The sequence below is a fragment of the Achromobacter sp. UBA2119 genome (genome assembly GCF_002331005.1).
Taxonomy (GTDB): Bacteria; Pseudomonadota; Gammaproteobacteria; order Burkholderiales; family Burkholderiaceae_B; genus Achromobacter; species Achromobacter animicus.
The window spans coordinates 217479-229588 of record NZ_DCYD01000012.1 but is presented as its reverse complement, the minus strand read 5'-3'; the positions used below and the strand labels follow the sequence as shown (position 1 = coordinate 229588).

Below are 12110 nucleotides of genomic sequence, written 5' to 3'. Positions count from 1 at the left end.
TAACGAGCGACCATAATGTCTAGTCCGGGTGCCGGAAACGCATTGCCACGAAGGAGGGCTGACGCCGTGGAAGTCAAGCTTGTCGCTCGCACGCTGGAGTTGCTGGAGCTGTTTGCGCAGACGAAGCGGCCCATGCCGCTGACCGAGCTGGCCCAGGGGCTGGGCGCGCCGATGTCGAGCTGTCTGGCACTGGTGCGCACCTTGGTGGCTCGGGGGTATCTGTACGAGGTCAGGCGCCGCGCCGGGTATTACCCCACCGGCAAGTTGCACGGGTTGGCGGCGCAGATTCTCGCGGGCGACCCGTGGCTGGATCTGGTGCGGCCGCGGTTATTGGCGCTACGCGATGCCGTCAACGAGACCGTGATGCTGGGCAAGATCCAGGATGGCGCCGTCGTGTTTCTGGACGTGGCCGAGTCGACCCAGCCCGTTCACTATGCGGCGCGCGCCGGCGAACGGCGTCCGCTGCACACGAGTTCGGTTGCCAAAGCCATCCTGGCGCGCCTGCCGGCCGCTGACCGCGATCAGGTGCTGGCGGCGGCGCAATACACGCGCTACACGGATAGCACGCTGACAACCCGCGAAGCCCTGCTGGCCGACGTGGGCAAGGTTGCCGAGCGGGGCTGGGCCTCGAACGTGGGAGAAAGCGTCGCCGACCTCACGGGGCTGGCCGTCGCGCTGGATCTGGGCGGCGAATGGTACGCGCTATGCGTGGCCGGTCCCACGCCGCGCGTGTGGGCGCAGCGCGAGGAAAACCTGATTCATTTGCGTGACGCGGCCGAGGCGATCCGGCGTGATCGCGAAGGATGAGCGAAACGGGTACGCCGACCGGACTACGTAGCTTGAAGCGATGCGGCCAGGACCGCGCGCGTGATCGGCCACCCGCCCACGTCAGGGCCCGCGGCGCACCAGCGTGGATTTCCCGAACAAGCTCTCGATCAGATCCACCGCCAGCTCTGCCGTCCGGTTGCGCACGTCGAGCGCCGGATTCAGTTCCACTACGTCCAGCGATCGCATGAGGCCGGTGTCGGCAATCATCTCCATGCAGAGCTGTGCCTCGCGATAGGTGGGGCCGCCCATCACCGTGGTGCCCACGCCTGGCGCGATCTCGGGATCCAGAAAGTCCACGTCGAAACTCACGTGTAGATGCGTGTCGGCGTCCAGCCCGGCCAAGGCGGCCTGCATCGTGGCGCGCATGCCCATCTCATCCAGATACCGCATGTCGAAGACCTCGAGGCCGGCGTCGTGCAGCAGGCGTTTTTCGCCGGGATCGACGCTGCGGATGCCAATCTGCCGCACGCAGGACGGCTCGATGTCCGGAAACTCGCCCGACATGCCGGTCAGCGGCGCGGGGCCATTGCCGCACAGGCAGGCCACGGGCATGCCGTGCAGGTTGCCGGTGGGCGTGAGCAGGTGGGTGTTGAAGTCGGCGTGCGCGTCCAGCCATAGCACGCGCAGTTTCTTGCCGGTGGCGCGGCAGTGGCGTGCGACGGCGCTGACCGAACCGATGCCCAGACTGTGATCGCCGCCCAGCAGGACGGGCAGGCGGCCTTCGGCCAGTTCTTCGTACACGGCATCGTGCACCGCCTGATTCCACGCGGTCACTTCCTCGAGGTGGCGGTAGCCGTCCACGGGCGGCAGCCAGGGATTGGCGGGGCCGTACAGGTTGCCGCGGTCGCGGACCTGAAAGCCCTGCGCTTCGATGACCGGCCCCAAATCCGCGACGCGCAGCGCTTCAGGGCCCATTGACGCGCCGCGCGCGCCGGCGCCGATGTCGGTCGGTGCGCCGATCAGGGTGACTTGGGTGGGCAGGGTGGGGGTTTTCGTCAATGCGTTGGTCAATTCGCATGCTCCGTATTGCAGTGTTCACGTTGCGGCGCGTGGGGTCACGCGGCGGACAAGACCGCCGCCAGTTGATCGCACGCCCAATCCACTTCTTCCCGCGTAACGATCAGGGGCGGCGACAGGCGCAAGGTGTGGCCATGGGTGTCCTTGACCAGCAAGCCTCGCGCCTGGAGGCGTTCACACCAGAGGCGGGCGCCGCCGGCGTCCGGTTCCAGTTCCACGGCCAGCATCAGGCCGCGCCCGCGGACCTCGCGCACCGGGCCGGGCAGGCTGCGCAGGCGCTCCAGGAAATGCGCTCCCACGGCGGCCGCATTTTCGATCATGCCTTCCTCGGTCAGTACCCGCAGCGCGGCGCGCGCGATGGCGCACGCCAGCGGATTGCCGCCAAAGGTGCTGCCGTGTTGACCGGGCTGGAACACGCCCAGCACGTCGGCGTTGGACAGCACGGCGGACACGGGATAGAAGCCGCCGGACAGCGCCTTGCCGATAAGCGTGACGTCGGCTTCAATGCCTTCGTGCTCCTCGGCCAGCAGCTTGCCCGTGCGTCCCAGGCCGGTCTGGATCTCGTCCAGGATCAGCGTGATGCCGCGTTCCGTGCAGCGTTGGCGCACGCGGCTGAAGTACCCGGGCGGCGGCATCACCACGCCGGCTTCGCCCTGGATCGGTTCGACCAGGAACGCAACCGTGCGGTCGCTGATGGCGGCGTCGAAGGCCTCGAAGTCGCCGAAAGGCACGACCTTGAAGCCGGGTGCGAACGGGCCGTAATGGCCATAGGCGTCGGGGTCGGTCGAAAACCCCACGATGCCCAGCGTGCGGCCATGGAAATTGTTGGCGCAGACGATGATCTCGGCCTTGCCCTCGGGCACGCCGCGCACTTCATAGCCCCACTTGCGCACGGCCTTGATGGCTGTTTCGACGGCTTCGGCGCCGCTGTTCATGGGCAGGATCTTGTGAGCGCCCGTCAGGCGCGCCAGGTCTTCATAGAAGCCCGCCATCTGGTCATGGCGAAACGCACGCGAAGTCAGGGTGAGTTTTTGCGCCTGCTCGGTCATGGCCGCCAGGATGCGCGGGTGGCAATGGCCCTGGTTGACCGCGGAATAGGCGGCCAGGCAGTCCAGGTACTTGCGTCCGTCGACGTCGTAGACCCAGACGCCGCTGCCGCGCGCCAGCACGACGTCCAGCGGATGGTAGTTGTGCGCGCCCAACTGGTCTTCGATGTGGTCGCGGAGGCTGGCGGCGGACTGCGGGTTGGGTTGGGGGGTCATCACGGCACTCATGAACGTCTCCCAAAGGCGTACTGCGGCCATCTTAGCGCCGTGGGCGCAGCTTGGCATTGCCATTGCATGACAAAGGCCTTTCCGTGACCGGCGCGCCGGGTGCTGCACAATAGCGCCTGTGCCGGACCGTCGTCCGGCGTTCCGATTCTGTGGATGGCTGACATGCTTGTGCACCAATTGCTTGAGAAACTGATGCGCGGCGCCGCGGTGGCGGCGCTGGGATTGGCGGTGATTGCCCCGGCGGCGGCGCAGGAACAGCCCCTGCGCATCGGCGTGATTGCCAGCGTGGCCAACGAGGCCACCGAACTGGCCATCGCGCAGGCCAAGCAGCAAGGGTTGGACGTCAAGCTGGTGGAATTCAATGACTGGGTGCTGCCCAACATTGCGGTGGCCGACGGGTCGGTGGACGCCAATTTCTTCCAGCACGCGCCGTTTCTTGAACTCTTCAACCAGCGCCGCGGCGCCAACCTGCAGCCCATCGCGTACGGCTATTCGACCACCATCGGCCTGTTTTCCAAAAAGCTGAAGAAGGGGGATCCGGTGCCCGAGGGCGCGACCATCGCGGTGCCGAACGACCCGGTCAATACCGGCCGCGCCTTGCTGCTGCTGCAGTCGATGGGACTCATCACGCTCAAGCCGGGCGTCGCACACCAGGCCAGCCTGCAGGACGTGGTGGCCAATCCCAAGAAGCTCAAGTTCGTCCAGATCGAAGGGTCGCAGTCGGCCCGCACGTTCGACGACGTGACGGCGTCGGTCACCTACACGACGTTCGCAAAACAGGCGGGCCTGAACGAAAAGGACGGGCTGGCCTTCGACAATACCGATCCGGACAGCATCCGGCGCTACGCCATCCGTTGGGTGGCCAAGCCGGAAAAGGCGCAGGACCCGCGCCTGTTGAAGTTCATTGCCATTTATCAGAACTCGCCCGAAGTGAAGGCGACGCTCAAGCGGCTGTACGGCGACCTGATTTCGTTCCCCTGGTAAGGCGGTTTCAGGACGGCAATCGGAATAAAATTAGGGTTTGCCCCGACAAACCCTTTTCATTAAAGGCCGGCCGCACTGCGCGCCGAACCTGATTCCAATGTCTGACCTCGATGACCGCGACCGGAAACTCTTGACGCTGTTGGCCGACGACGCCACGCCCAGCTATGCGGAGCTGGGCAAGCAGCTCAACCTGTCGGCGCCGGCGGTGCACGAGCGGGTCAAGCGGCTCAAACGCGACGGGCTCATCAAGGGCATCGCCGCCAAGCTCGACGGTGCAAAGATGGGCCGGCCGCTGCTGGCTTTTGTGCATGTGGACACGATCAACTGGACGATCACCCAGCAGGTGCTGGGGCTGGCCGAACTGAACGAAGTGGAGGAGATCCACACCATCACCGGCAAGAGCGCCATGCTGCTGAAGGTGCGCGTGCGCGATACCCAGGCGCTGGAACTGCTCTTGGCGCGCATCCACCAGATCGAAGGCATCTCCAACACGACCAGCGACATCGCCCTGACCAGTTATCTGGAGCGTGGGCCGCTGCCTGAGGCTGCTTGAGCGCCCGGCGCTTGACCCGCACGCTGCGTGAACCGCTGTTCCTCGAGCGAAAGCCGTCTGGACGCAGGTCCTCCTGACGCAGGCCGTCTTATCACCAGCGCTCGGTTTAGCGGGCAGGGGCGGCGCGCAGCCGCAGGCGCGTGATCTCCGACGGCGCCCACAAGCGCTTGGGCGGTCCCCAATAGCCGGTGCCGCGGCTGGTGTAGACCCACATCTGCCCCAGCCGGTGCAGCCCCGCCGTGAACGGTTGCTGGAACCGCACGAAGAATCCCCACGGAAAGAACTGCCCGCCATGCGTATGGCCGGAGAGCTGCAGCGTGTAGCCCGCGGGCTCTGCCGCGGCCGCGCTGCGCGGCTGGTGGGCGAGCAGGATGCGCGGAAACGCGTCGGCGGGCGCGCCGGCCAGCGCCGCGCGCGGATTGCTGCGCTGCTGCGGATCGAAGGCGCCGGCGCTGAAGTCCGTGACGCCGGCCACTACGACGGGCAGGCCGGACGGGTGGATCACGGCATGTTCGTTCAAGAGGACGCGCAGTCCAAGACGGCGGAATTCCGCAATCCAGGGACCCGCGCCCGAATAGTATTCATGGTTGCCGGTGACCAGATACACGCCGAAGGGCGCACGCAGATCGCCCAGCGGACGGGCCTGCGCGGCCAACTGCTCGACGCTGCCGTCCACCACGTCGCCGGTGATGGCGATCATGTCGGGCAGCTGTTCGTTGACCGCGTCGACAATGGCCTGCACATAGCGGCGCTTGATGGTCGGGCCGACGTGGATGTCGCTGATCTGCACGATGGTGAAGCCGTCCAGGTCTTGCGGCAGGCCGGCGATCCGCACGTCGACGTCCACCACGCGTGCGCGGCGGCGGGCGTTGTAGAAGCCCGCCAGCGTGCCGGTCAGCGCAAGCCCGATGACCGTCCACGCGCTGGCGCGTCGCAGGTCGAGCCACGGCAGATCGGCGCCAGCCGCCAGATTGCCCAGCCACAGAAGCAGCATCAGCGCGTCGCGCAGCACGGTCAGCACGAAGAGCGACGAGAACAGTCCCATGGCCAGCAGGCCGACCCAGGCGATGCGGTCGCCCCAAGGCGGATTGACCGAGGAACGTGCCAGCATGCCCATCGGGATCAGCACGCACGAAAGCACCAGGAAGAGAATGGCGGCGGCCGTGCCTTCACCGCCCAGCAGCAGGTCGGGGATCAGGCGGGCGCCGACGTACACGTGGGCGAGGGCGCCCAAGGTCAGGAAGCGCAGGAAGAATGAGGATTGGCGCAGGGACACGGCGGCGGACGGGCGCGCCGCAGCGGACGCGCAGGGAATCAGTGAACCGCCATTCTATGCTCCGGCGGCGCCGCGATTGATAAACGTGGCGCTGCGCGTCCACCTCGCGCAGCACCTCGGCATGGCGCGTCGGCCTCAGGCCGGCAGATCGCCTTCCCGGCAGATCAGGCTGGCGTCCATCTCGCCAAGGCGGTTGATGCCCAGCATGGCCATGTTGCGGTCGACCTCGGCGCGCAGCAGTCCGATGGCGTGCGCGACGCCTTGCTGGCCGCCGACCGCCGCGGCGTAGTTGAAGGGGCGGCCCACGAACACGCAGCGCGCGCCCAGGGCCAGCGCCTTGAGCACATCGCCGCCGCGCCGCACGCCGCTGTCCATCATCACGGTCATCGCGCCGGCCTGGGCGACCACGCCGGGCAAGGCGCGCAGCGGCGAGATGGCGCCATCAAGCTGGCGCGCCCCGTGATTGGACACGATGATGCCGTCGGCACCATGCTGCCTTGCCAGCGCCGCGTCGCGCGGGTGCAGGATGCCCTTGATGACGAGCGTGCCCGGCCATTGCCGGCGGATGCGCGCCACGTGCTCCCAACTGAGGTGGTCGCGTGCCGTGAAGTCGCGCAGCACCGAGGCGGAGACGATGGGCGCGCCGCGCGTGGCGAAGGAATTCTCGAAGTGCGGCATGCCATGCGCCAGCAGCGTGCGCACGAACGTGCCGGCCAGCCAGCGCGGGCGCGCCAACCCGTCCAGGGCCAGGCGCAAGCTGGGCTTGAGCGGCGTCGAGAAACCCGTGCGCACGTTGTTCTCGCGGTTGGCGGACACGGGAATGTCCACGGTCAGCACCAGGGTTTCGAAACCCGCGCGCCGCGCGCGTTCGATCAGCGCGTCGATCTTGGCGGGGTCGCCGGGCAGGTAGGCCTGGAACCAGGTGCCGGGCGCTTCGGCGATGACGGCTTCAAGAGGAATCAGCGAGGTGCCGCTCAGGATCGCGGGCACGTTCTGCTCGCGCGCCGCACGCGCCAGCACGATATCGCCCCGGTAAGCCGACAGCGCGCTGATGCCCATGGGCGCGATGCCGAAGGGCGACGCGTAGGTGCGGCCAAACAGATCGGTCTGTTGCGTGCGGCGGGAGACGTCCACCAGGACCCGCGGCGTGAACGCGTACTGCGCGAAGGCTTCGCGGTTGCCTTTGAGCGATTGGTTGTCTTCGGCTGCGCCGGCGATGTAGCCGAAGATCGGGCGCGGCAGCCGGCGGCGAGCCGCGGCTTCGAAATCGTCCAGGGACAGCATGCGCCCGAGCGCGCGGGGCAGCTTGCGGGGGAGGGAGCCAGAGGCGGCGTCAGGGGTCGCGGCGGGCAGGGTGGTGGTAGTCATGGCGGGCCGGTAAAAGCCCGTAATCTAGCAACGGCCGTCGAACGCAGAAAGCGAATAAAACTGAAGTGGCCTGTTCGCTTCTGGCGAACAGGCTTCGCGATTTATGGCTGCGTGGGCAGCGCCAGCAGTTCGCCCATACGCACCGGGCCCGTCACCGAGGGCGTGTCGGCCCAGCGGATCTTGTCGGGTCCGAACAGGACGATGGCCGTGGAACCCAGCTTGAAGCGGCCCATCTCGGCGCCCTTTTCAAGAAAGATGGGCGCGCGGGCAGCCGCGTCGTAGCGCACGGACTTGACCCGGCGCTTGAACGGCGTGACCAGGCCTGCCCACACGGTTTCGATGGACGCCACGATCATCGCGCCCACCAGCACCACGGCCATGGGACCGTGCTCGGTGTCGAAGATGCAGACGACGCGCTCATTGCGCGCGAACAGGCGCGGCACGTTGCGGGCGGTCAGCGGGTTGACGGAGAAGAGGCGCCCGGGCACGTGGATCATTTCGCGGAGCGTGCCGGCGACGGGCATGTGGACGCGATGGTAGTCCTTGGGCGACAGGTAGATGGTGGCGAACTGGCCGCCCTGGAACGGCGCGGCGCGCTCGGTGTCGCCACCCAGCAGGTCCGCGAGTCCGTAGCTGTGGCCCTTGGCCTGAAAGATGCGGCCCTGTTCGATCGCGCCCATCTGGCTGATGGCGCCGTCGGCCGGACACACCACCGAGCCAGGTTCTTCGTCCAGCGGGCGCGCGCCGTCTTTCAGCGCACGCGTAAAGAAGTCATTGAAGCAGTCGTAGGCCAACGGATCTTCTTGCAGCGCCTCGCTCATGTTCACGCCGTACTTGCGGACGAAACGCGAGATCATCCAGTTCTTCACCGCGGGTTCGCGGCAGTCCGATGCGTATCCGAAGAAGCGCGACACCAGGTGGTGCGGCGCGAGATACTGGCTGGCAAGAAAAAGTTGGTCTTTGATAGGCATCTATGGCGCTAAAAAAACGCGTCCCGCATACAGCGGGACGTGGTTGATGGTTGCCGTGCGGGCCAGGTTGACGCTGGAGTCCGGCAATTCGGCGCGATTGTAACGCGGTTGCGCGCGCACGGCGCGCAAAAACGCGCTCAGGCCGCCTTGGCCGCCAGCTTGGTCTTGTAGAGCCAGTCCTTGTAGTCGTCCAGATCGCCGTCGAACGGGTTGACCTTGCCGTCGGCAACGATGATGAATTGGTCGGTCGTGGCGCGCAGCAGATGGCGATCGTGCGACACGAGCACCAGCGTGCCTTCGAACTGCGCCAGCGCATCCGTCAGCGCCTCGCGCGTTTCCAGGTCAAGGTGGTTGGTGGGTTCGTCCAGCAGCAGCAGGTTGGGGCGTTGCCACACGATCAGCGCCAGCGCCAGCCGTGCCTTTTCGCCGCCGGAGAAAGGCGCGATCGAGCTGGTGGCCATCGCGCCATTGAAATTGAAGCTGCCCAGGAAGTTGCGCAGTTCCTGTTCGCGTACGGTCGGCGCAATCTTGGTCATGTGCCACAACGGAGATTCGTCGTGCCGCAGCATCTCGACCTGATGCTGCGCGAAGTAGCCGATGGACAATCCCTTGTTGAACTGCGTGTCGCCGGCCAGCGATTCGATCTCGCCCGCGATCGTCTTGATGAAGGTCGACTTGCCTGCGCCGTTGATGCCCAACAGGCCAATGCGCTGGCCCGCCTGCAGCGAGAAGTTGATGCCCGACACGATGATCTTGTCGGACACGGCTTCGGTGGCCTCGTCCTCGATGCGATAGCCCGCGCTGACCTTGTCCATCGTCAGCAGCGGATTGGGCGCGCGCAGCGGCTCGCGGAATTCGAACGAGAACTCGGCCGCGGCGCGCAGGGGCGCCACCTCTTCCATGCGGGCCAGGGCCTTGATGCGGCTCTGCGCCTGGCGTGCCTTGCTGGCTTGCGCCTTGAAGCGGTCAATGAACGATTGCAGGTGTGCGCGCTGGCGCATCTGCTTTTCCATCATGCCCTGCGCCAGTTCAAGCTGCGCGGCGCGCTGGCGTTCAAAGGACGAATAATGGCCCGAGTAGCGCTTGAGCTTGCGTTCGTCGATGTGGACGATCACGTTCACCACGCCGTCCAGGAAGTCCCGATCGTGCGAGATGACGATGAGCGTGCCCGGATAGCGCTTGAGCCAGTCTTCCAGCCAGATGATCGCGTCCAGATCCAGGTGGTTGGTGGGCTCGTCCAGCAGCAGCAGGTCGGACGGGCACATCAGCGCCTGCGCCAGGTTCAGTCGCATGCGCCAGCCGCCTGAAAAGCTGGTGAGCGGCAGGTGCATCTGCGCCTGCGTGAAGCCCAGGCCGGTCAGCAACTGCTCGGCGCGCGAGTGAACGGTGTAGGCATCGGCGTCGGCCAGCGCGGCGTAGATCTCGCCCATGCGCAGGCCGTTTTCCGCGCTTTCAGGCTCCGCTTCCAGCGCGGCCAGTTCTGCTTCCAGCTTGCGCAGCGTGGTGTCGCCGTCGATCGCGTACTCGATGGCGGGGCGGTCCAGCGCAGGGGTTTCCTGCGCGACGTGGGCCACTCGCCAGGAGGCGGGGTAGTCCAGGTCTCCCTGATCGGCGTGCAGCGTGCCGCGCAAGAGGCCGAACAGACTCGACTTGCCCGCGCCATTGGCGCCGATGAGGCCGATCTTGTCGCCGGGGTTCAGAAGCAGGTCGACCTTGTCGAGCAACGGCTTGACGCCGCGCATGAGTGAAACTTGTTGGAAACGGATCATGGATGTAGGGCTGGATGGCGCAATGCGCGCGCGGCAAGACGCCCTCTGGGGGCTGTATGCAGGAATGCAGGAACCGCGGCGGGATGGCACGCGCATCATGCGCGCCGGCGCGAACGTGTTCGGATGAAAGCGGACTCAATCCGAACGAAGGGGGGGATTGTACTCGGCCGGGCAGGTCTGGGCGGGAAGCTCCGGCCGGGCAGGTCCGGCCGGGGAGGTCTGAGCGGGGCGATCCGGCCGGACAGTTCCGGCCGCATCCCCTACGGCGCCTGAATCGCCGCCGCCAGCGCCAGCACGCGCTCGGCCTCGCTGGCATGCAGGTTCTCGACCAAGGCCCCGTCAACCACCGCCACGCCTTTACCTTCGGCCTGCGCGGCCCGCCACGCGTCCAGCCGTTTGCGCGCCGTATCGAGCTCTTCTGCCGTCGGCGCAAAGGCGGCATTCGCAGCGGCGATCTGGCGCGGATGGATCAGCGTTTTGCCATCGAAGCCCTGGTCGCGTCCTTGCCGGCAGGCGTCCTGCAAGCCAGCATCGTCGTTCAGATCCAGATGGACGCCATCCAGAACCGCAAGGCCGTGCGCCCGTGCCGCCATCACGGCAAGCGAGCGCGCCAGCAGCGTCTCGTCGCGCGACGGCGTGTGGCGCGCATGCAGATCCTTCACCAGATCAGACGTCCCGACGACGATGGCGGCCAGCCGCGCATGGCCGCCGGCGATGGCATCGAGCCGCAGAAAGCCCAGCGGTGTTTCGGCCATGGCCCACAACGGCAGATCCATGGGCGCGCCCGCCGCGTCCAGGGCCTGCGCCAGCGCGGCCAACTGGGCGGGGGATTCGACCTTGGGCAGCAGCACGGCATCGGCGCCGGCTTGCGCAACGGCGCGCACGTCGTCCATCCCCCACGGCGTATCCAGCGCGTTGACGCGCACGATGCACTCGCGCCGTCCGTAGCCGCCTTCGCGCAGCGCCGCAGCGACCTGGGCACGGGCCTGCGCCTTGGCGTCGGGCGCCACCGCGTCTTCCAGGTCGAGGATCAGCGCGTCCGCATCGAGCGTGCGTGCCTTGTCCAATGCGCGCGCGTTGGCGCCGGGCATGTAGAGAACGGAGCGGCGGGGGCGGATAGGAGCGTTCATGCGGGCGGTCTCAGAGTTTGGGCAGGCTGCCAACGATGGTGACGGGCGTGGTGCAGACGTAGCCCACGCCATAGACGGTGCGGATGCCCAGGTCGCCACCGGCCAGCTCGCGCAGCTTGCGCCGCAGTCGATGCATGTGGGCGTCCAGCCGATGCGTGTCGTAGGCCTCGGCGCTTGCGCCCAGGGCTTCAACGAGGCGGGCGCGCGTCAGCGGCAGTGGCGCCGCCTGGATCAGCGCGCCGATCAGGCGGCTTTCGGTATCGGTGATGTCGACGCTGATCTGACTGGGCGAGGTCAGCGTGCGGCGCGCGGGGTCGAAGCGCCAGGCGTCCGATTGCGCATCCTCTGCGTCGGCGGCCGGCACGATGCGCAGGCGCCGCGACAGCGACACCAGCGTGGCGCCGAGTTCGGCCAGGTTGACGGGCTTGGTCAGGTAGTGGTCGGCGCCCAGGCTCAGGCCCGACACCTTGTCTTCGCTCAGGAGCCGTCCGGTGAGCATGATGATGCCCATTGACGGATAGGAAGTGCGCAGATGCGACACGCGCGCCAGCCCATCGCCGTCCGGCAGCATGGCGTCCAGCACGAGGATCGCGGGCGTTACGGTGAGCAACAGCTCGTCAAGCTCGGCCAGCGAGCCTGCGGTGAGGATGGTCTTGTCCAGGCCAAGGTCCTGGATGTACTCGGCGATGGAATCGCGCCAATCCCCGTGGTCGTCGACGACGATGATCGTCACGGTGTGGCGCGCTTGGGCGCTCCGGGGGCGAACAGGTGTGTTCTGGTCATGCTGTGAATTCTTGAATGGCCGCGATCGCGCGGAAAAATCAGAGGACGACGGTATACGTCTTTGGCGTGCGTGCGCGCAGAATATCATTCCCGCCGATGCGGCGGCGCGGCATGGATCAAGGATGCGATCCAGGCGGCAGGGAAAAATCAGTTGGTC

The 12110-nt window shown here is 66.9% G+C and carries 11 protein-coding genes; 3 read left to right on the top strand and 8 right to left on the bottom strand.

All coding sequences use genetic code 11. The annotated features are described in order from the left end of the window. Window positions 1-66: 66 nt before the first annotated feature. Entirely contained in the window at window positions 67-807 is a 741-nt protein-coding gene (locus tag B3098_RS12245) for an IclR family transcriptional regulator (RefSeq protein WP_175185322.1), read from the top strand. 81 nt (window positions 808-888) lie between these two features. Here the strand turns inward: B3098_RS12245 and rocF are convergent, their stop codons facing one another. Continuing rightward, window positions 889-1827: an arginase gene (gene rocF, locus B3098_RS12240; RefSeq protein WP_279974090.1), complete on the bottom strand. Its 939-nt coding sequence runs from the start codon at window positions 1825-1827 to the stop codon at window positions 889-891. A gap of 56 nt (window positions 1828-1883) precedes the next feature. Then, window positions 1884-3119 (bottom strand): ornithine--oxo-acid transaminase, encoded by a 1236-nt coding sequence (gene rocD, locus B3098_RS12235; RefSeq protein WP_286896471.1) that lies wholly within the window; start codon window positions 3117-3119, stop codon window positions 1884-1886. Between the two features lie 192 nt (window positions 3120-3311). On the opposite strand from rocD, the gene B3098_RS12230 reads away from it, so the two are divergent. Both B3098_RS12230 and B3098_RS12225 read left to right on the top strand, forming a co-directional pair. Continuing rightward, window positions 3312-4103, top strand: a complete 792-nt coding sequence (locus B3098_RS12230) for a MetQ/NlpA family ABC transporter substrate-binding protein (protein WP_239213423.1) — start codon at window positions 3312-3314, stop codon at window positions 4101-4103. Window positions 4104-4200: 97 nt separating this feature from the next. Beyond that, window positions 4201-4656, top strand: a complete 456-nt coding sequence (locus B3098_RS12225) for an Lrp/AsnC family transcriptional regulator (RefSeq protein WP_056561122.1) — start codon at window positions 4201-4203, stop codon at window positions 4654-4656. Between the two features lie 106 nt (window positions 4657-4762). Here B3098_RS12225 and B3098_RS12220 read toward each other — a convergent pair whose 3' ends face one another. The 6 genes from B3098_RS12220 to B3098_RS12195 form a co-directional block, all read right to left on the bottom strand. After that, window positions 4763-5932 carry a metallophosphoesterase gene (locus tag B3098_RS12220; protein ID WP_286896468.1) on the bottom strand — a complete coding sequence of 390 codons (1170 nt, stop codon included), beginning with the start codon at window positions 5930-5932 and terminating at the stop codon, window positions 4763-4765. 135 nt (window positions 5933-6067) lie between these two features. Continuing rightward, complete coding sequence (locus tag B3098_RS12215; protein ID WP_414631276.1) at window positions 6068-7216, bottom strand: alpha-hydroxy acid oxidase; 1149 nt, start codon at window positions 7214-7216, stop codon at window positions 6068-6070. 185 nt (window positions 7217-7401) lie between these two features. Beyond that, the gene (gene asd / locus B3098_RS12210) at window positions 7402-8271 is read right to left on the bottom strand and encodes an archaetidylserine decarboxylase (RefSeq protein ID WP_286896462.1); all 870 of its coding nucleotides are present in this window, start codon (window positions 8269-8271) and stop codon (window positions 7402-7404) included. Window positions 8272-8408: 137 nt separating this feature from the next. Then, window positions 8409-10040: an ATP-binding cassette domain-containing protein gene (locus tag B3098_RS12205; RefSeq protein WP_175121607.1), complete on the bottom strand. Its 1632-nt coding sequence runs from the start codon at window positions 10038-10040 to the stop codon at window positions 8409-8411. A 260-nt stretch (window positions 10041-10300) separates the two neighbouring features. Beyond that, window positions 10301-11170: an HpcH/HpaI aldolase/citrate lyase family protein gene (locus B3098_RS12200; RefSeq protein ID WP_286896457.1), complete on the bottom strand. Its 870-nt coding sequence runs from the start codon at window positions 11168-11170 to the stop codon at window positions 10301-10303. A 10-nt stretch (window positions 11171-11180) separates the two neighbouring features. Next, the gene (locus B3098_RS12195; RefSeq protein WP_286896454.1) at window positions 11181-11903 is read right to left on the bottom strand and encodes a response regulator transcription factor; all 723 of its coding nucleotides are present in this window, start codon (window positions 11901-11903) and stop codon (window positions 11181-11183) included. Window positions 11904-12110 lie beyond the last annotated feature (207 nt).